Origin of the sequence: Dyella flava, from assembly GCF_016904955.1 — a bacterium.
GTDB lineage: Bacteria > Pseudomonadota > Gammaproteobacteria > Xanthomonadales > Rhodanobacteraceae > Dyella_B > Dyella_B flava.
Genome location: NZ_JADIKE010000037.1, coordinates 395032 through 413652 on the forward strand (window position 1 = coordinate 395032; position 18621 = coordinate 413652).

Sequence of the window (18621 nt, forward strand, 5' to 3'; positions counted from 1 at the left end):
TTCTTAACCTGGGACGGGAAGCAGGCCGCCGGTGTCGTCATCCTGCTCTTGCAGCACCTGCCTGGCCTCGGTCAGGGCGCGATCGATCTCTTGCACGATCGGTTCGGCGACATCCACGCTCGATTCGGGCACCAATACCGCCACGTAATCCAGTGCCGGCAGTTGCCCGACACCACCGGTGAGGTATTCCCCGGAAATGAAAGCGGGCACCTCGGCGCTTTCCAGCGCATCCTTCACCAGATGGGCGTCGATCAGATTCTGGGCTCGATAGATGATCCGCATGCAAGCACGCTACTGCTGGCAGGGCTGGCGGGCAAGCATCACCAGAACGCACCGATACCGGCGACGCCCTGCGCGGCGTGTTCCCGCGCCACTTGAGCCTGTGCGGGTGCCATGCCGCCGAGTGCAAAGACCGGCAGCGCGGCCCCTTCCGCCATCCGCTGGAAGGACGGCCAGCCCAAGGCGGCCGCCTCGGGATGGCTGGCGGTGGCGGCGACGGGCGAGAGCGTGGCGAAGTCAGCACCGATTGCAACCGCCCGTGCGAGCTCGCCAGCATCATGGCAACTGCCGGCTACCGGCTGCGCCCACGGCAAAGGACGCGTAGCCAGTGCCGCCAGTTGTGACGACTTCAGATGCACCCCGATACCTGCACCCAATTGGCGCGCGCCATCGATATCTTCATTAAGCAGCACAACCGCACCGCAACGCAGTGCATGCGCTTGCACGCGCGCCGCCAGCGCACGCACCTGCTCCACCGGCCAGAGCGGAAAACGCAGCTGAATCAGGCCAGCCCCTCGCTCCAGCGCAGCGGTCACGCGCGTGTACCAGAGCGCTGCCTGATCCGGCGTGACATCGGCAGGCGTGATGGCGTAGATCGAGGGCAGACGCAAAGCCTGCAGTATCGGCCGATCCGCCGGCGCGAGGATGGCGGGATCAACCGCTGCAGGAAGCACCCATTGCAAGGCCTGCCCTTCCAGCGACACCGGCGTGCCCTGCCAATGCGTGAACTGCCAGGCATCAAGCAACAAGCCGCGCTCGCCATAACGCCACGGCACACGGATCAATGGCGCGCCGTCGGCAGGATCGATATGAATGCCCAGTTCTTCGTGCAATTCGCGCACCAGCGCGCGGTGCGGCGCTTCACCGGGCTCCAGCTTGCCACCGGGGAATTCCCACAAACCGGCCAGATGCTTGCCTTCCGGACGTTGCGCCAGCAGCACCCTGCCCTGCGCATCGCGCAGCACGCCAGCCATGACGTGCATCGGTGCGCCGAGGTGATCGCTCACAGAACCGGATCAGTGACTGCGGATGTACTCGACCATGTCGAAGTCGTAGCTATGCTCGCTGTCTTTCTTGTGGTGCGTGCGCTTGACTTCGGTCCAGTCGCTGAAATGAATGCCGGGGAAAAAGGCATCGGCGCCTTCCACGGCCGCGCCGACCCAGGTGAGATACAGGCGCTGCGCCATCGGCAAAGCATCGTGGAAAACCTTGCCGCCGCCGATGACCATCAGGCCGGTGCCGTTGGAGCGGGCCTGGGCTTCTTCGATCGAACGCACGGTGATCTGGCCGGGAAACGGTGCCTCGTGACGCTTGGACAGCACCAGGTTTTCGCGATTCGGCAGGGCCCGACCGATCGAGACGGCCGTGTTGTAGCCCATCAGCACGTACTTGCCGACCGTCAGCTGCTTGAACCAGCGCAAGTCGTCCGGCAGATGCCAAGGGAGCTGCCCCTTGCGACCGATTGCAAAGTTCTCGTCGAGGGCGGCAATCAACGAAATGGCCATGAAAGCTCCGGGCAATGTGACAGTGTTCGAACGGCAGGCGCAGCCAGAAACACTCCCGGTCACGCTGACCGCCCATTATAGCTCCTGGCGGGTTGGACACGCATGGTGGATATGCCAAGCCAGCCAATCACCCCGCCTGCCATGGTGATCTTTCTGCGCCGAAAAACCAGAGCCAAATCCGGCCCATTGGCCGACACCGATCGAGTTAGACGGCCACCGGCGCCTTGATCGCGGCGTGCGGGTGGTAGTCCTCGATGATCACGTCCTCGAAACGGAAGTCGAAAATCGACGACACATGTGGATTGAGCTTGAGCTTCGGCAACGGCCGCGGCTCACGCGCAAGCTGCAAGCGCGCCTGCTCCAGGTGATTGTTGTACAGATGCGCATCACCCAGCGTGTGCACGAAATCACCGACGCCCAATCCACACACCTGCGCAATCATGTGGGTAAGCAAGGCATAACTGGCGATGTTGAAAGGTACGCCGAGGAAGATGTCGCCGGATCGCTGATAGAGCTGGCAGCTCAGCTTTCCATCCGCCACGTAGAACTGGAATAGCGCGTGACACGGCATCAACGCCATCTTCGGCAATTCGCCCACATTCCATGCGCTGATGATCAGGCGTCGCGAATCGGGATTGCGCTTGATCTCTTCGACCACCCAGCGGATCTGATCCACGATGTGGCCGTCTGCGGTCGGCCACGCGCGCCATTGCTTGCCGTACACCGGACCGAGATCACCCTGTTCGTCAGCCCATTCGTCCCAGATGCTGACGCCATGTTCCTTCAGATAGGCGATATTCGTGTCGCCACGCAGGAACCAGATCAGCTCATGCACGATGGACTTCAGATGCAGCTTCTTGGTGGTGACCAGGGGGAAGCCTTCGTTCAAATCGAAGCGCATCTGCCAGCCGAACACGCTACGCGTGCCGGTGCCGGTGCGATCGGTTTTTTCCGTGCCGTGTTCCAGCACATGGCGAAGCAGGTCGAGATAAGCGTGCATGGGAAGCAGTCTACGCTGTCTGGGTTTGATCCGCTTTCGCAAGCGGCAACGTGGGTGCGCGGCGCGACAGTCCGATCAGCCACAAGCCGACGACGATCAGCGGCAGCGATTGAATCTGGCCCATGGTCAGCCAGCCCCATGCCAGATAGCCCAGCTGCACATCCGGCACGCGCACGAATTCGACCACGAAGCGGAAGCAGCCGTACATCAGCGCAAACAGGCCCGAGATCAAATAGCGCGGACGCGGCTTCAACGACACCAGCCACAACACCGTGAACATCACGACGCCTTCCAGCGCCAATTCATAGAGCTCCGACGGATGACGCGGCAAGCCGCCGTATTGCTGCATCAACTGGGACAGGTTCGGATGGGCGGCGGCCAGTGCGGCATCTTCATCGTGCGCATTGGGAAAGATCATGGCCCACGGCACCTGCCCCGGCTTGCCCCATAGCTCGCCATTGATGAAGTTGCCCAGACGGCCAAGCCCCAGTCCGATCGGCACCAGCGGCGCCAGGAAATCCACGGTATCGAAAAAATGCAGCTTGTGCCGGCGCGACCACCACACGCCCGCCACCAGCACGCCGAGCAGGCCACCGTGAAAACTCATGCCGCCATCCCACACGCGGAACAGCGCCACCGGGTCGGTCCAGACCCAGCGGATGCCACCGGCGTAATAAAACAGCATGTACCAGATGCGGCCGCCGAGAATCACGCCCATCATCGCGTAGAAAATCAGGTCGCCGAAGGCCTCGCGGCTGACCGGGAGGCGCCCCTTCTTGCGACGGTATTCACCCAGTGCCCATGCCCCCAGAAAACCCATGAGGTACATCAGCCCATACCAATGGATCTGAATCGGCCCCAGCTGCAGGGCGACCGGATTGAATTGCACGACAAAGGGTTGCGACATGGCGTGGCCGGCAGGGATCAAAGCGGGGAGTTTAGCGGGCCGGATGCTAAACGTCAGGGTCACTGCCCCGCCCGGCCTGGCTGCGCCGTAGCCACGGGCCCATGACCCAGGGACCGGTGGGCCGATCAGCCGCCGGCACCCGCCGTGGATGCATCCATCGGCGCACGCGCCAGCGCCACCACATTGGCGGACGACGACTTGCTCATCGCGTACTTCAACTCGCGATAGACCCCCAGCACCGCACGCCCGTAACCGCGCGCAAGCGTGGCGTCGTGACTGTGGTAGTAGCCGATGCGCAGCACCGGGTCGTGACTTTCCTGCATCGCCTTGCGCAGCAGACGGGTACCCACTTCGATATTGCGCACCGGATTGAGCAGCGCGACCGGATCGGGCTCGATGTCCTTATGCACCGGGTAATACACCTGCATGATGCCGACATCCTGCACCGGCAAGGCCATCTGGTGCGCCATCTCGATCGCGCGCACGGCATCGTTGTGCGAGCCCCTGTGCATGCGCCCATTCACCCGGACCACCCATGGACTCGGCGCAATCGATCCATCGGCCTGGGCACTCTTGCTCTCCACCAGCGCCACGGCATAGATCAGCAGCGGATCGATGCGATAACGCGCGCCCGCTGACGCCCACAGGCTGTTGGGCGAGGTGATGTCGAGATCGAAACCATCGTCGTGCATCGACTGCACCGGCAGGGTCGTCACCAGGCGCTGCAAATCGCGGACGGAGAAGGACGGCGTGCCAACCTGCAAGCGCGACGCCGACCGGGAAAGCGTGGCCACAAGATGCGGCATCTCGATCATCGCCGGCGACACGGTCACCGTCAGCTCGGGACGCTCGATGCTCAACGACGTCACCACCGGCGGCAACACCTGCGCATGCAAGTAGTGCGTGACGATCGCCACCACCGCCGTTCCCGCGGCCATGGCCAGGGTGTTGGCGGTGGGCTGCTTATAGGCTTTGACATGGCGCCGGGCGGCGAGCAGCACCGTCGACATGTCGCTGGCCACCTTGGGCAACGACGGGCCGTAGGCGACGCTATACGCCCTCATCGGACGCGCCGAGCAAGGACTGCACGTCAGCCGGTCCATGCCGATGCGGACATGTCGCCGGGAAGCCCAGCCCTGCGGATCCACGAACAGAATCTTCTGGGCATGCGGCACCGGGATCGCCCCGGTCCGTTGCCCCTTGAATGTCGCCGGTGCGCACAGCAGGACGCGCTGGGTCACCGGTGGTCGTGACCGGGCGTGCCCGGTCGTGCCGGAAGAACCGCCATCTGCATGACGCCGCCCTGCCCCAGTGTCGGCAGCCCGTCGCGCCCGGCGTGGCGGATTCTCGTCATTCAGATCAAAAGGTGCTTGAAGCAGCAACACGGGCGTCATCCTTTCGGCGTCTACCGGCCGGTGGGGTAGACAAGCACAAATCGAGCCGGATAGCGAGGCGCATCGCGCAAGACCTCGCCTCGATCCGTCCACCCGCTGCCGTTGGGTGAGCCCTGCCGGACCGCGCCATGCCTTGAGTCCAAAGCGCCTGACAGCCGGGCCAATGTCGGCCAATAAGTCCCAGGCAGCGGATGCCCGTGCTTTTTTGCGATGACACGGATCACGGCCATCGACCAGAGACCTTCCCTGGCTCGCCTCCTGGAGATTGGCTGCCGCGCGCCCAATCTCTCCGGTCCCGCTTACGTCCGCGTAATCGAAGCCCCGCCATCCACCAGGAACGCCGTACCGGTAACGAAGGCCGAATCATCAGAAGCGAAATACAGCACCGAGCGAGCCAGCTCCTCCGGCGTAGCAACACGCTTGAGCTCAGTAGCGTCGATGGAGATACCTTGAACCTGCGGCCGTGCATTGACGTGCCGTTGTCACGGGAAAAATGCTCGAATGTATCGAACATGTTGGGGCGATGGGTTTTGCAGGACAAAAGCGAATTCGATGCTTCGTCAGAAAAACAATTTGCGCATCGACGCACACCGAACCATATCCAGGGAATGCCTGGGAGGCAGAACATCTGTTTGGAGAGCGACACTAAGCAACGGCGACGTTATGCCCACAACAAGTGTCATCAAAATCCTACATGACACCCACGGGGTCACTTCATTACCCTAGGCGGGTCATCAACGCAGTTCGCGAAACAGCAAACGCTGATGACCCAGGCAGCAATGCTTGGCGAGACGCGGGCCGTGAGAGCTACCAACTCCCACGCCCCGCTAAACCAAAACCAACTCTAAGGAAGTTGATCATGGTCTCCCATCATCATACGGCACCGCCGTGCCCTTTGGATTCCAACAAATCCGAACCCGGCCCCACCTTAAACCTCGACAGCACGCTCCCAACGCGGAGTTCGGGTCAGGAAAAACGGCTATCCCCCAGGTCCAGACAAGCTTGCATCGCGCTCGCGGTGCGGGTGATTGACGGGCTACTCCGGGCAGACGACGCCCTCTCACCTCAGCACAACGCCCAACGCAGTAGTCACGTGCTGCCCAACGCGCTGCAACGCAACGGCCTGCAAGCCGCCCTCTACTTCCTGCATCACCACGTCGACACGCATACCACAGCGTAAGGTGGATTAACGCGTGTACGTATGAGGGCGGCCATGCTGGCGCGCTGGAGTAGGACAGTGCGTCATTTCCGGCACGTTGAGTAGGAACAACGTGCCGTTTTTTTGGTGATGGCGAAAAGTCCACCACCCGCAGCAAACCACACCACACGTCGTGCGTGGGTTGGGTTAGCGCAGCGTAACCCAACGAATCAGCACCAAAGCGCAGAACATCGCTGAGAAAAAGTGAGAGTAAGTTTCCATTTCGGAAACGCAGACCGCCACTCAGGCATCCCACGTTTTCCGAGTCATCATTCCGCCTTCACGCAAATGACGACGCAACATCGATTTTTTTTGCGGCACCAAGAAACAACGCAAGATTGTCGCAGCTGGTTGCGTGATTGCACTGATGCATCACCCGCACCATCCCAGCACGGCAAAGCCACCCTTTCTCGATTGCTGACTTTCTCTTTATCCATCATGCAACTGCCAGCAACGTCGCGACCATCACGACAAATGCATGCACAAAGCATTCACTTTCATGACCGCACAGATCGTGTGCCCGCGCACACACGATTGTCCTGTTTGGTACTGGCGATGCATTTTTCACACCCGTAGACTCGGCCGGCCTCCGCTTCGGAGGCATCCCATGTGATTACTCAATAAGGAGTCGGCACAATGGTTTCTCAATCTAACGAGGCACTGGAAATCGTTCGCACTTTCGCTCGCGTGCAAGCTGTGAAAGTCGCAAAGACCATGGACGAGGAAATGGAAAAGGGTCAGTTCCTGACCACCCACACGCCTCCGGTAGAGCCTGAATTCGGAGCATTGAGCTAAACAGCGAATCGGCTTGAACAGCATGCCCCGCCACTCGCGGGGTGTGCTTTTGCATACAAAGGAGCGCATATGCAACACAGCGTGCTGATACTCGCACCGGATACCGATCCCCACGCATGCGCCGTGAGTTGGGCGCTGGAGCAACAGGGCGTCACACCGATTTGCATGCCGTCGTTGCAGGCGAAGCCAGGAAACCACTACACCTTTCATATCGATGCCGAACACGAATTCCTGCTTGATTCCAATGTCGGCCAAAGCGTCGTCAGTGCGGTATGGAACCGCCGCATGCAAGATCCCGACCCCACCTGCGCCGAAGCCGATGAAGCCTTTGCGCGCCTGGAATGGAAAATGTTTCAGCGCAGTATGTTCACGCTCGGCAATGCGTATGGCGACGCCTTGTGGGTAAATCGCCTCCCTGAAGCGATACGCGCCGAGCACAAAATGGTGCAGCTTAGCGTGGCCCGCAAACTCGGCCTGCCGTTCCCTGAAACCGTGGTCACCACCGATGCCGGCCAAGTGGACATGCTGCGCAAAAAATGGGGCCGCATCATCTTCAAGAGCTTCCTTCCCCATCACTGGCAAGATCAGCAGACCGGTGAGCGGCACACCGTCGGCGTCGCCCTGCTCGACCAGAACAGCGAACTACCGGAAGACTCCATCGCCATCTGCCCCGGCATCTATCAACGCTATATCGATAAAGCGCTCGATGTACGTGTAACGGTCATGGGCCAACATCTGTTCGCAATGAGCTTTGGCAAGGGCGCGAACGGCGGCTTCCTGGATTGGCGCACCTATACCGATCATCCCGAGATGGTCGCCCAAACCATCACCCTGCCCTCCACAGTCGAAAGCAAGCTGCGCGCACTGATGCAGGAACTCGGCCTGGTTTTTGGCGCGATCGACCTGGTGGTGGATCGCGAAGGCAACTACCACTTCCTGGAAGTGAATCAGGCCGGCCAATTCCTGTTTATGGAAGACATGAATCCCGACTACCCGATCCTCCAGGCAATGACCGGCCTGCTGGTCAGCGGCCGTCTGGACAACACCAGCGAGGCCTTGAAGCCCGTCACGATGAAACAATTCCGCGCTTCTGATGCGTATGCCGCCTTGGGGCAACGGGTCGCGCAGAAATCGTGGGTGGGCGAGCCGATGTTTTCGCAGGAGTAAGCACTGAAGCGCAACTGCTTCAAAGCCCGCCTTGAAGGCGGGCTTTTTGTTTTGGGCCGGGTGGCCGGGATTCGAAAGGCCCGATACCAAGCCCCAAGAATCAAGGTGTTACGAAGCTCAAAAGCGACATTCTGGGACCAACGCAACGAATTTCCATAAGCCCGCCCAGACCCTTTGGCACCGGCTTGAGGCGATCCGTGTGGCTTGACGCCCTGCCAGTGGCGTAGCCTCTGGGACGCCCGCTTTCGACCCACGGCGACAAGAGCCATCTTCTTCCGGGCAACGGGTCGAATTCCGGTCTCGATGTTCGTCGCTATAGCGAAATCCGCTGTGCCAGACCTAAACAAACGAAAAGTAGAGGTGAGCGGCGTCAACAGGTGCACGGCACGCTTCGGCGGCCATGCGTGAAAAGACCGATCAGGAGGAGAAGGCTATGCGCGGAAACAACAAGATTGGCGCGATCGTCATCACGTGCTCCATGCTGTTTGTTGGGCTCGGCACGGCGTACCAGGCGATCGCACAGGATGCCACGACGCACTATCCGAAAATGGCCCCGATCGACCAATACCTCATGGCGGACCGGAATGCGGAAATCGCCCTGGCGCGAAGTGCAGCGCCCGATGCCATATCCCGCGACGCGACGGTCCTGATTCTGGGACGGCATGGCTACGAAACAGCGATCCAGGGAAAAAACGGTTTCGTCTGCTTTGTGGGACGCTCGTGGGGAGCAGCATTCGACTGGGACGAATTCTGGAACCCGAAGGTAAAAGCTGCCGATTGCCTGAACCCTCAGGCTGCACATTCGATCCTGCCCATCATTTCTCTGCGCGCGAAGATGGTGATGGCCGGTCGTTCCAAGGAGGAGATGGTGTCGGCATTCAAAGCGGCGTACCAGAACAAACAACTGCCGGAGCTCGAAAGCGGCGCGATGGATTACATGATGTCGAAGTCGTCGTATCTCACCGACCAAGGCGGCCATGACATGCCTCATGTCATGTTTTACACCCACGTCAAAGACGGTAGCGATTGGGGTTCTGGCGCAGCACTCTCGCCGATCATGTCTGCCCCCTATTGGTTCTTCTCTCCGAACGAACAACCCCAAACGAAAGGGCTACCGCCGATTCTTGTGTTCCTGGTCGCAGTCCCAACGTGGTCCGACGGAACGCCTGTGGACATGCATTCCAACTGATACAGGCGCAGCACCACCATTCGAACCCAGGAACCAGAAATGCTGCTGGGCGACGTGTCGAAGTCTGGTCTCGCCCTCCGTTGTAATGGTGACGTGCAGGGCGACCAGCCCGACTGACTCAGCGACACAAACTCGTGGAGGAGATCCAGCATGCGCAAGCTCAAGATCATCGAACATATGTCGCTGGATGGCGTGATCCAGATCGCCAATGGTCCGAACGACAGCGACTTCCCCTACGGTGACTGGACCGCGCCGTATCGCACGCCTGCGGGGCTGGAGAAAGTCCTCGCGATTTATGGCGAGACCTGCGACGTGTTGCTTGGCCGCCGAACCTACGATCTGTGGTCAGGCTTCTGGCCGAAGGCACCACCGAGTCCGATGGCGGACCGCCTGAATGCAGCGACGAAATATGTCGTCACCCACCGGCCAGAGAGCCTGGCATGGGGTCCGTTCGTGGGCATTGGGCCGGATCTCGTGGAGAGTGTTCGTGACATCAAGGCGAAGGACGGCCCGAACCTGATCCTCGCAGGAAGCTCGTCGCTGACGTCGGCACTGATCGAGCATGGGCTGGCGGATGAAGTGATTCTGCTGGTCAATCCGGTCTTGCTAGGCAAAGGAAAGCGCCTACTTGCGGAGGGCACTCCGCCGCGCGCCTTGGCGTTGGAAAGCACGCACGCTACGCCGATGGGTATTGTCGTCAATGTCTACAAGGCGGCTGGGACTTTGCAGAACCTGAGATGAGGGGTGTCTCGGGTGACCTTCAAAAATCACTGGGTTAAGTTCACTTTGCTCAGAGCAAGAAGTGGACCTAGAGCTCCCCCTATTTCGGGACCCTAAATCGCCGCGCTACTCAAAACCGGAGGATGTCGAGCGGGCTTCACACCGAACGCGTCGCCTCCATCGGCGAAACTTTTGACGCACGCAACGCGGGACCAAGTACGGCAGCTTGTCCCAGTACCAGCAAGGCCACCACGCCCCAGGCGATGTAAGGCAACGGCAAACGATGCATTTCGAACTGCGTCTCCATCCATAGGTTGAAGCCGATGGCCATTGCCACACCCAATATCACGCCGCAGCTGCTGATGAAGATGTTTTCAGTGAGGAAATACAACAGGATGCCGTGCTGGGTGGCACCCAGCGCGCGACGCACGCCAATCTGCTTGCGTCGCTGGCCGACCCAGAAGCTGGTCAGGCCGACGATGCCGGCACCGGTCACCGCCAGCAGGATCACGCTGATCACCAGCATGAACTGCAGGACGGCCCGGTCGCTGCGGAAAGTGTCCGCGCGGACCTGCGCGAAGGTACGTCCGCCAGCTTCATCTCCGTAGCCATCGGGAATAACGCGCAGCGGATCCTGGGCAATCAGCGCGGTCGGCACGCTTTGTGTAGCGGCCTGCAAACGCCCGGGTCGGGCTCGTATCACATAGATCCGTTGCGATGCGGTCATGCGGTACGGCAACAGCATGCAATTCCAGACGTAGTCCTCGTCGTTGGCGTGAGGTGCGTTGCTCTCCATGTGGCCGATGATGCCGATGATGGTGCTAGGCCGAGTTGAGCTCGTCATGTAGACCTGCTTACCCAGCGCGTCGCCGGCGGGGAACAGTTCGTTGGCCATGTGCTGGGTAATGATGATGACGGGTGGCTCAACCACTCCAAGTAAGGAATGCGCACCAATTTCGTCAGCACGAAAATTGCGCCCAGCAATTAGCTTCAGTCCCAGCGTGGGTATGGCGTGTTCGTCAACATAGAATATTAGGCCGTTGATGTCGCCATGCTTATCAGCCGTTTTCCGTAGACCGAGTCCTTCACCAAAACGGGCCAGTGGCATCGAGTTGGATTCGTAAGCATCGGCAACGTCGGGCAATTTGCGTAGCGCCTGCAGGTCGCCTTGTATCGACGCATCGAGCTGAGACCTGCTTGCATCGGTATTCGTTTTTAGCCCTGTATGCGACGTATTGATCAGCAGCAGATTGGCCTCGTCGATGCCGGTCGCGCGATGCATGCGGTCGAGTCGCTGGCCCACAACGAACAAGGCATTGCACACGACGCCCAGGGTGAGGGCGATCTGCAACATGATCAGGATAGTGCCGGTCTTGTGCTTACGCAGGGCCGCAATGATCGGATGGATAGACACGGCACGCTCCTCAATCAATCTTCAGTTGCATGGCCGGGCGGACACCTGCAGCGCGCAGGATGGGATACATGCCGGCAATCACTGTGGCCACGACGGCAAGTAGCAACGTTTCCAGCATCAGCAAAGCATCGACACGCACCAGTTCGGCGATGCGTGGATCCAGCACATGCTGCATCCAGGTCACGCCCAACCCGGTCAGAAGCAGGCCGAGCACACCGCCAGCAACGCCGACGGCGGCAGCCTCGGCCCCGAATTGCAGGACAATTGCCCCGCGCGTCGCACCCAGGGCGCGGCGTACGCCGATTTCACCGGAGCGACGCAGGAACTTGGCCAGCAACAGGCCGATAGCATTGACCATGCAGACGATCAGCAATGACGCCGCCACCACCACGGACATCTTGGTTTCTGCGGGTACCACGTGCATCTGCTGCATCATTGCCTGCAAATCAGGCAGCGCATAGTTGGCCGGCCAGTTGAAGCGGCCGGCCTGACGTTGCTCGCTCATGTAACCGTCCAGCCGTTGTCCGTAGGCGCTGATTTGCGCAGGACTGGACAACTGCACCATGTAGCCAACCCAGACACAGCTGGAGACCAGCGTGGCGGCAAAGCCGGTAGCCGGCAAGTCGTCGTTGCAGTAGAAGTCACCGTTGCTGTCCATCTGTGCATCGATGGCCGCATTGAACGGCACGAAGACATCATCCTCTTCTTCGAAGGCTTGGTTATTAGCCAGGTTGTAGAACTTCGGTTGCGGCCGCCAGCTTTTAAGCACCCCGACGATGCGAAAGGTGAGGTCGTTGAGACGCAGATCGCGACCGATGCTGTTGGTGCCGCCGAACAGCCGTTGATTGAGGTCGTCGCTGATCACAGCCAGCGGAGTGCGGTCCTGGTCGTCCTGCGCCGACCACGCACTGCCATAGCGGAACGGTGCATCGACAATCTTGAAGAAATCCACGAACACAGCCTGTCCGGCGATAGCACGCGGCTTTTGCGTGGGATCCTGGGCGTAGACGGTGGGCTCGATGGGGTAGATCGCCGTTTGCGGGATGTCACCACGGCGGCGCATCAGCGCCATGGCATCGGTATAGGTAAGGTCGGAAGGCAGCGTGGTATAGCCGTGGGCGGCTCGGCTGGCGGGGCCCCACACATCAAGCTGCGGGAAAAACAGCTGGCGCGATTTCCATGGGATCGGATCGCCGGACACCGCGCGGAACACCGCGTAGGTGGTCATCGAAGCGGCTACCCCGAACGCCACTGACATCACCATCAACGCCGTAAGAATCGGCGCCTTGCGCAGACTGCGCAGGCCTAGCGAAAAGTAGTACCGAGTCACTGCCACCCCTCCCCTGTTCCGGCAGTTTGCTTTTGCGATGGCCGCGCTCCGAATGGATTGGACTGCCCCGGCATCGCAAGTACTTCCAGCCTATGATTTGAGCATAGAAGGAAGTCCCATGAGCACCCCTCGTTTTATCCCTCGAGTTTAAAGAAGAAGCTTTCCGGCACATTGTCGATCGTGGCTATTGCGTAGTGGGCGTGTCCGCACGCCTGGGCGTGTCGGTCCACAGCCTTTACAAGCGGGTCCAGGTGGCGACGGCTCTTGGGCCATCCATTCTCGACCGTGAAGAAGTCTGGAGTAAGCGCCCAAAGGGAAGCAGGGTTCGCCGCATCACGTGCCATACATCCCGAAATATCAGGCACTTGGTCATTGCCACTTACGGCACTGGCTCGAACTACGTCGGCTTGACAGAATGGCTCATCGTTTTGCGCGCTTACTCATGCCGCAACGAAAGAAAATGCGGATAACTACCGGCGCGTAGGGGGGGCGCTCGTTAGCAGATCTAGGGGCTATCTGCTGCGCTTGCCATAAAACGGCGAATTTCAGCCGGCTCAAAATCTGTACGGCGATGTGAAAGTGCTTTTGTAAAAACAGATCAAGGCGATTGAAAGCCCCATTGATTGGCGTGTTTTTGCTTGCGCAACACCTGACGGCTTACCCGAAATCCATCCTGACTGGAGCAATAAAAGCATGCCGCGTCCGCAACGGGGAAGTAACCGAGGCTGTTCGAAATTCGTGCCTGCAACAGGTGCCCTGTTCATTCTTGCGGGTGCCGTGATCACTCCTGCGCATGCGGTCTGTACTCAAAGCGGCAGCACCGTGGTGTGTGCCGGCGTGGCCAATCCACTTGCTCCGAGCTTTTCGGATAGCGGCAATAACCTCAACGTGACCGTCGACCCCGGCGCGAGCGTCGGCGTGTTGCTCGGTGTCGGCGGTACGTCGCTGTCGTTGACGGGCAACGGAGTCACGGTCACGAACAATGGCACGATCGACCCTGCGGCGCTCGGTACGGGCCTCGGTATCCTGTCGAGCGGCCTGATTGTCGGCAATGCGTCGGCTAGCACGACCACGGTGACCAATAACGACGTCCTGAATGGTTCGACTGGTGCGAGCGTGTCTGGCGTCACCGGCATGGCGCTGGGCGCTCAGAACGGTACGGGCGGTGTAACGAACATCACCAATACCGGCACCATCAGCTCGGACGCGCTTTCCGGCGCCACGTACACCGGCGCCGATGCGCTGGTTGTGATGGCCTATGGGGGTGCCCAGGTCAACTTCAACAATTCCGGTACGATCGAAGGTCGCGTGTCGTTCCAGGCGTCGGGCACACCCGGAGCGGGCAATACCTTCGTCAACTCGGGGACCATCAACGGCAGCGTATCGCTGGGTGCGAACAGCACCAATACGTTTACGGCCCTGACCGGTTCGTCGGTGAACACGGCCGGCGGCACCGCCGGCGTGCTGAATGTGGACGTCGGCGCGCTGACGCTCGAGTTTGCTGCGACGGGCACGGTGGACGGCGGTGCCGACGGCAACAATACCTTGGTGCTGCAGCAGGGCAGTGGTGGACCGGCCACCGGTTCGATCGACAACGCCAGCTACATCAACTTCCAGCACCTCGATATCGACAGCGGCACGTGGACTGTCAGCGGCGCGGCGAACTACGAGGATGCGACGCTGAGCGGTGGCGTCGCGGTCATCGACAACGCTTCGGCGCTCGGGACCGGCACGATCACGAGCAACGGCGGCGCGCTCCAAGCCACTGTCGCGGGATTCAATGTCGGCAACCTCATCACGGTTGGCCTGGATGGTCTGACGGTGGAAGGAAGCAATGACATTACGCTGTCAGGCGTGATCAGCGGCACAGGCGGACTCAACCAAAGCGGCACCGAAACACTGACGCTGGCGAACGCGAATACCTTCACCGGCGGTGTGACGCTCAGTGCCGGCGGATTGATCATTGGCAACAACAGCGCACTCGGTACCGGCGCATTGACGGTAGGTGGCAACGCCACCCTGGATTCCACCAGTGTGATCACGCTACCCAACAACATCATTCTCAATGCGGGGTTGACTATCGAAGGCAGCAATGAGGTGACCCTCAATGGCGAGATCTTGGGTACTGGCACTCTGGTCAAGGACGGTGCAGCGACTTTGACGTTGAACGGGACCAATGACTATTCCGGCGGCACCACGATCACCGCCGGTACGCTGCAAGGCAATACCAGCAGCCTGCAAGGCAACATCGTCGACAATGCCGCGCTGGTGTTCGATCAAACCGTTAGCGGTACTTACAACGGCGTGATTTCCGGTACCGGTACGCTGACCCAAAGCGGCACCGGCACGCTGATCCTCAATGGCGCCAACACGTATAACGGCCTGACGACCGTGGCGTCTGGCGGCACGCTGATCGTCGGTGACAGCTCGCATACGTCGGCAACAGTGGGCGGCGACGTTAGCGTCAACGGCGGCACGCTCGGCGGCTACGGCACCGTACTGGGCAGCGTGACGCTTTCCAATGGCGCCGCACTTACGCCAGGCGAGGCAGGTGCTATCGGCTCGCTGACCATCGATGGCGATCTCACCATCGGCGACGGCTCGCAGCTCAATTTCGACTTCGGCGCACCCGGCACGAACTTCAGCACACCAGGCCAGAGCGACCACGTGGTGGTGGGCGGCGATCTGTCGATCGGCAGTTCAACGCTCAATGTCAACAATCTCGGCAGCATGGGGCCGGGCTTGTACGAGCTGTTTAGCTGGGCCGACACGCTTTCCATCACTGGCGGCGGCTTTACGCCGCCCAGCGGCATGACCGTGCAGATTTTCGCCTACGACAAGGAGATCGCCCTGATCGACGACCAGGGCGTGACGCTCGACGAATGGGACGCGAACGGTCTCGCGAGCCCAAGCCAGATGGGCGGTGGCAGCGGCACCTGGAGCACCTCGTCGGACACCTGGTCCAATACCAACGGCCAATACCTGGGACCGATGACACCGCAACCCGGCTTTGCCATCTTCGGCGGCGCGGCGGGCACGGTTACGGTGGACGACAGCGGCGGCGAAGTCAGCGTCACCGGCATGCAGTTTGTAAGCGATGGTTATCTCCTCACGGGTGATGCCATCGATTTGGTGGAGCAGAACGGTGTCGCACCTGTACTGCGCGTCAGCAGCGGCGATACAGCGACCATCGACAACGTGCTGCAAGGCACCGACGGCTTCAACAAGACCGATGGCGGCACGCTGGTGCTCACCGGCACCAATACCTATACCGGCACCACCACGCTCAGCGGCGGCTACCTGTCGGTGTCGTCGGATGCCAACTTGGGTGCGAGCGCAGATCCGCTGGATTTCGAAGGCGGCACGCTGGAAATCACGGGCACCACTTTCAATCAGACGGCACGAAGCATCATCTGGGGCAGTTCTGGCGGCGGCTTTGATATCGATGATGCGAGCAACACCTTCACGGTGACGCAAGCACTCACCGGTACGGGTGGCTTGTTGAAGAGTGGCGCGGGCACATTGGTGCTTTCCGGTGCCAACACCTATAGCGGCGGCACGGTTATCGACGCCGGTACCTTGCAGGGAAACACGACCAGCTTGCAAGGCAACATCACCAACGATGCGACACTGGTATTTGCCCAAACCAGCAACGGCACGTTCAGTGGATCGATGTCCGGTAGCGGCCAGTTGATCAAGAATGGTGGGGGCACCCTGATATTGAGCGGCACCAATACGTATACCGGTGGCACGACGATTAACGCGGGTACGTTGCAAGGTAATAGCAACAGTCTGCAAGGCAACATTGTCAACAACGCAGCATTGGTTTTCGATCAAACCGGCAGTGGTACGTACAGCGGCGTGATATCCGGCAGTGGCACGTTGACAATGAATGGCACCGGCATGCTGACGCTTACCGGCGCGAACACCTACACCGGTGGCACGACCGTCAATGCGGGCACGTTGCAAGGTGACACAACAACCCTGCAAGGCAACATCACTGACAACGCCGCGCTGGTGTTCAATCAAGGTAGTGACGGCACCTTCAGCAGCGTGATCAGTGGTAGCGGCAGCCTCACCAAGGCAGGCGCAGGCACCTTGATTCTCGATGGCACGAATACCTACACCGGTGGCACGACCATCACCGCCGGCACCTTGGAAGTTGGCGACAGCAACACCGCCAGCGCGTCCATCGATGGGACTGTGGATGTGCAAGGCGATGGCGTCTTACGCGGCCATGGCACGATCAATGGCAATGTGGTGAGCGATGGCATCGTGTGGCCGGGCGGCACGATGGGCACACTCACCATCAACGGCAATTACACGCAGAATGCGGACGGCACGTTGCAGCTCGACGTGACGCCGTCGCAATCCTCCATGTTGCAAGTCAGCGGCAACGCGACTGTCGCCGGTACGTTGGTGCTGATTTTCGCACCCGGCACCTACAGCAGCAGCAAGTTCAACTTGCTGCAGGCCGGCTCGGTCAGCGGCACATTCAATACGGTCGATGGCACCGTGCCGGAACCATACACATCGCAAATCAGCTACACCGCAACTGACATTGACTTGGTGCTGGCGCGGCGCCTGGTACAACCACTCGACGGCGCACTCTTCGGTAACTTGATGCGCAGTGTGAATGTGACCAGTCAACAGGATCTGGGCTCCGTGCTCGACGTCGCATTGACGCCGGGTGGAACGCAATGCAATGCCGATCATGCCACGTCGATGCAAAACATCACGGCATCCTGCGGTACCGGTACCTGGGCGCAATACACGGGCTCCAGCATTTCGTTGAATGGTGCCGATGGTTCGCACAGCACAACGTTCGGTCTGTTGGGCGGCGCCGATTATGCACTCGGTGATGCAGTGCATGCTGGTGTGGAAGCCGGCGTTGGACAGGTGAACGGCAGCGACACGAATGGCGGCAATGGTCGCGTCGACAATGTGCATGGCGGTTTGTATGCCTATGCCGATGCTGGCCCGACGGTGTTGTCGGCCGTGATTGACGCCATGCACAGCGATTACCATTTCAATCGTGCCAGCGGTATCGGTACCGCCAGCTCCGCACCGGACGGCAACATGCAATCAGCTGCCGTGCAAGCGGCCTACCCGTTGCAGCTCTCGCAGTGGCAACTCACGCCAAAAGTGGGTGTTACGTATCAGCGCCAAACGCTGGATGGTTTCACCGAAACGCTTAATAGCACTACCCCCAATGCATCGAGTTTTCCGGTGGACGGCGCACGCAGCCGCTACACCACATTGCAGCCTTATGCAGACATGGTCATCGCGCACAGCTTTGTCGCGGATGGGGTGGTTTACGTGCCGCAGCTAAGCCTGGGTTACCGCTACGACACCCGCAACAGCGCCACGCCGATCGTGCAGGTCACCGCACAGGACGGCACCGTGTTTGATCTGCCGGGTACAACACAAGGGCGCGGCATGGGCACCGCCAGTGCACGTATTACGGCGGAAGCTGGCGCGTCGTGGAGTCTGTACGCGGACTATCAAGGATTCTTCGGCAATCGTTTGCACGACAATGCGCTGAGCGTTGGGTTTACCAAGCACTTTTGAGGTGGTTGGCAGAAGTGACACTCCGAAGGCATGGATGCCGTAGCGAACATCGGCGAAGCCGCATCTTGGAAAACTCGTGGAGCATCGACGTCCCCCCAAGTTTGAGTAGCACGACGGTTTGGAGTCCAATCAAAGCAGAATATCGAAGCGCG

General features: G+C 60.2%; 12 protein-coding genes and 3 pseudogenes. 6 read left to right on the forward strand and 9 right to left on the reverse strand.

From position 1 onward, the window contains the following. Positions 1-3: 3 nt before the first annotated feature. From ISP19_RS15020 to ISP19_RS15050, 7 genes and pseudogenes are all read right to left on the reverse strand, one after another. Positions 4-282: a putative signal transducing protein gene (locus ISP19_RS15020; protein ID WP_204683218.1), complete on the reverse strand. Its 279-nt coding sequence runs from the start codon at positions 280-282 to the stop codon at positions 4-6. 38 nt (positions 283-320) lie between these two features. Next, a complete protein-coding gene (locus tag ISP19_RS15025) occupies positions 321-1286 on the reverse strand; it encodes a Nudix family hydrolase (RefSeq protein ID WP_338082386.1) in 966 nt (321 codons plus the stop codon). A 9-nt stretch (positions 1287-1295) separates the two neighbouring features. Then, positions 1296-1784: a dihydrofolate reductase gene (locus ISP19_RS15030; RefSeq protein ID WP_204683219.1), complete on the reverse strand. Its 489-nt coding sequence runs from the start codon at positions 1782-1784 to the stop codon at positions 1296-1298. A 205-nt stretch (positions 1785-1989) separates the two neighbouring features. Continuing rightward, positions 1990-2784, reverse strand: coding sequence for a thymidylate synthase (locus ISP19_RS15035; protein ID WP_204683220.1), 795 nt, complete (start codon positions 2782-2784; stop codon positions 1990-1992). Positions 2785-2794: 10 nt separating this feature from the next. Next, positions 2795-3691 carry a prolipoprotein diacylglyceryl transferase gene (gene lgt, locus ISP19_RS15040; RefSeq protein WP_204683221.1) on the reverse strand — a complete coding sequence of 299 codons (897 nt, stop codon included), beginning with the start codon at positions 3689-3691 and terminating at the stop codon, positions 2795-2797. Positions 3692-3816: 125 nt separating this feature from the next. Next, positions 3817-5076 carry a transglycosylase SLT domain-containing protein gene (locus ISP19_RS15045; protein WP_204683222.1) on the reverse strand — a complete coding sequence of 420 codons (1260 nt, stop codon included), beginning with the start codon at positions 5074-5076 and terminating at the stop codon, positions 3817-3819. A 308-nt stretch (positions 5077-5384) separates the two neighbouring features. Further along, positions 5385-5543 (reverse strand): annotated as a pseudogene (locus tag ISP19_RS15050) (SDR family oxidoreductase); the annotation flags it as partial. Between the two features lie 1376 nt (positions 5544-6919). Between ISP19_RS15050 and ISP19_RS15055 the strand changes: the two are divergent. The 4 genes from ISP19_RS15055 to ISP19_RS15070 all read left to right on the forward strand — a co-directional run bounded on the left by ISP19_RS15055 (position 6920) and on the right by ISP19_RS15070 (position 10175). Then, positions 6920-7078 (forward strand): hypothetical protein, encoded by a 159-nt coding sequence (locus ISP19_RS15055; protein WP_204683223.1) that lies wholly within the window; start codon positions 6920-6922, stop codon positions 7076-7078. A gap of 69 nt (positions 7079-7147) precedes the next feature. Continuing rightward, entirely contained in the window at positions 7148-8245 is a 1098-nt protein-coding gene (locus ISP19_RS15060; protein WP_204683224.1) for an ATP-grasp domain-containing protein, read from the forward strand. A gap of 400 nt (positions 8246-8645) precedes the next feature. Continuing rightward, positions 8646-9434, forward strand: coding sequence for a hypothetical protein (locus ISP19_RS15065; RefSeq protein ID WP_239556829.1), 789 nt, complete (start codon positions 8646-8648; stop codon positions 9432-9434). Between the two features lie 150 nt (positions 9435-9584). Further along, positions 9585-10175, forward strand: a complete 591-nt coding sequence (locus ISP19_RS15070) for a dihydrofolate reductase family protein (RefSeq protein ID WP_204683225.1) — start codon at positions 9585-9587, stop codon at positions 10173-10175. 136 nt (positions 10176-10311) lie between these two features. Here the strand turns inward: ISP19_RS15070 and ISP19_RS15075 are convergent, their stop codons facing one another. Further along, positions 10312-11568: an ABC transporter permease gene (locus ISP19_RS15075; protein ID WP_284384681.1), complete on the reverse strand. Its 1257-nt coding sequence runs from the start codon at positions 11566-11568 to the stop codon at positions 10312-10314. A gap of 10 nt (positions 11569-11578) precedes the next feature. Beyond that, positions 11579-12898: an ABC transporter permease gene (locus ISP19_RS15080; protein WP_284384680.1), complete on the reverse strand. Its 1320-nt coding sequence runs from the start codon at positions 12896-12898 to the stop codon at positions 11579-11581. A 118-nt stretch (positions 12899-13016) separates the two neighbouring features. Between ISP19_RS15080 and ISP19_RS15085 the strand changes: the two are divergent. After that, positions 13017-13140, forward strand: a pseudogene (locus ISP19_RS15085) (transposase); the annotation flags it as partial. 1543 nt (positions 13141-14683) lie between these two features. Then, positions 14684-18394: pseudogene (locus ISP19_RS15090) on the forward strand (autotransporter outer membrane beta-barrel domain-containing protein); the annotation flags it as partial. Positions 18395-18621 lie beyond the last annotated feature (227 nt).